Source organism: Streptomyces sp. NPDC054847 (assembly GCF_053610925.1).
Genome location: NZ_JBSGZJ010000693.1, coordinates 1 through 2,294, shown reverse-complemented (window position 1 = coordinate 2,294; position 2,294 = coordinate 1). Strand labels below are relative to the sequence as shown.

Below are 2,294 nucleotides of genomic sequence, written 5' to 3'. Positions count from 1 at the left end.
GTGATGTCCCGCCCCTGCGTCGGGGGAGGCCTTCGGCCCCCGTCCGGCCGTATGATCGGGGTGCGCTCTGTGACCGTAATCACCGCTCAGGTGTGATCTGCGATTTAGGGGCGCACCTCCGGCGGGGATAACCTGCCAGGCGGACATGCCGCGCCCACGGACACCGTGTGTGCCTCCCTTGTGACAAGAGCAGTCACGTTGCCCTTCGCGGCACGCCCACGCAGACAACGAACCGCGATCATCAGAAAAGGGACGGACGCGCGTGGACCTGTTCGAGTACCAGGCGAGGGACCTCTTCGCCAAGCACGGTGTACCGGTGCTGGCCGGTGAAGTCATCGACACGCCTGAGGCGGCGCGCGAGGCCACCGAGCGACTGGGCGGCAAGTCGGTCGTCAAGGCGCAGGTGAAGGTCGGCGGCCGCGGCAAGGCCGGCGGCGTCAAGCTGGCCGCCACTCCGGACGAGGCCGTCGCCCGTGCGACGGACATCCTCGGGATGGACATCAAGGGCCACACGGTCAACAAGGTGATGATCGCGGAGACCGCTCCGGAGATCGCCGAGGAGTACTACGTCTCGTACCTCCTCGACCGCACCAACCGCACCTTCCTGGCCATGGCCTCCGTAGCCGGTGGCATGGACATCGAGGAGGTCGCCGCGACGACCCCCGAGAAGCTGGCGAAGGTGCCGGTCGACGCCAACGAGGGCGTCTCCATCGAGAAGGCCCGCGAGATCGTCGCCCAGGCCCAGTTCCCGGCCGAGGTCGCCGAGAAGGTCGCCGAGGTCCTGGTGACCCTGTGGAAGACCTTCATCGCCGAGGACGCGCTCCTCGTCGAGGTCAACCCGCTGGCCAAGGTCGCGAGCGGTGAGGTCATCGCCCTCGACGGCAAGGTGTCGCTCGACGAGAACGCCGACTTCCGCCAGCCGGACCACGAGGCCCTCGAGGACAAGGCCGCAGCCAACCCGCTCGAGGCTGCCGCCAAGGCCAAGAACCTCAACTACGTCAAGCTCGACGGCGAGGTCGGCATCATCGGCAACGGCGCGGGTCTGGTCATGTCGACCCTCGACGTCGTCGCCTACGCCGGCGAGGCCCACGACAACGTGAAGCCCGCCAACTTCCTCGACATCGGTGGCGGCGCCTCCGCGGAGGTCATGGCGAACGGCCTCGAGATCATCCTCGGCGACCCGGACGTCAAGTCCGTCTTCGTCAACGTCTTCGGTGGCATCACCGCCTGTGACGAGGTCGCCAACGGCATCGTCCAGGCCCTGGAGCTGCTGAAGTCCAAGGGCGAGGAAGTCACCAAGCCGCTGGTCGTGCGCCTCGACGGCAACAACGCGGAGCTGGGTCGCAAGATCCTCTCCGACGCCAACCACCCGCTGGTGCAGCGCGTGGACACCATGGACGGCGCGGCCGACAAGGCCGCCGAGCTCGCCGCTGCTGCGAAGTAAGGGAAGAGGGATCTAGAACCATGGCTATCTTCCTGAACAAGGACAGCAAGGTCATCGTCCAGGGCATGACCGGCGCCACGGGCATGAAGCACACCAAGCTCATGCTGGGTGACGGCACCAACATCGTCGGCGGCGTGAACCCGCGCAAGGCCGGCACGTCCGTCGACTTCGACGGCACCGAGGTACCGGTCTTCGGCTCCGTTGCCGAGGCCATGGAGAAGACGGGCGCCGACGTCTCCGTCCTCTTCGTGCCGCCGGCCTTCGCGAAGGCCGCCGTCGTCGAGGCGATCGACGCCGAGATCCCCCTCGCGGTCGTCATCACCGAGGGCATCGCCGTCCACGACTCCGCCGCCTTCTGGGCCTACGCGAAGTCCAAGGGCAACAAGACCCGCATCATCGGCCCGAACTGCCCCGGCCTCATCACGCCGGGCCAGTCCAACGCCGGCATCATCCCTGGCGACATCACCAAGCCCGGCCGCATCGGTCTCGTGTCCAAGTCCGGCACGCTGACCTACCAGATGATGTACGAGCTCCGTGACATCGGCTTCTCCTCCGCCGTCGGCATCGGTGGTGACCCGGTCATCGGTACGACGCACATCGACGCCCTCGCGGCGTTCGAGGCGGACCCCGACACCGACCTGATCGTGATGATCGGTGAGATCGGCGGCGACGCCGAGGAGCGTGCGGCCGACTTCATCAAGGCCAACGTCACCAAGCCGGTCGTCGGCTACGTCGCGGGCTTCACCGCCCCCGAGGGCAAGACCATGGGCCACGCCGGCGCCATCGTCTCCGGCTCCTCCGGCACCGCCGCGGCGAAGAAGGAGGCCCTCGAGGCCGCGGGCGTCAAGGT

The 2,294-nt window shown here is 67.7% G+C and carries 2 protein-coding genes; both read left to right on the top strand.

Annotated features, from left to right (window positions below):
- The first annotated feature begins 262 nt into the window (after window positions 1-262).
- Window positions 263-1,444: an ADP-forming succinate--CoA ligase subunit beta gene (gene sucC, locus ACWGH4_RS34325; protein WP_441263759.1), complete on the top strand. Its 1,182-nt coding sequence runs from the start codon at window positions 263-265 to the stop codon at window positions 1,442-1,444.
- A gap of 20 nt (window positions 1,445-1,464) precedes the next feature.
- Window positions 1,465-2,294, top strand: an 830-nt coding sequence (gene sucD, locus ACWGH4_RS34320) for a succinate--CoA ligase subunit alpha (RefSeq protein WP_453467727.1), incomplete at its 3' end; no start/stop codon positions are given.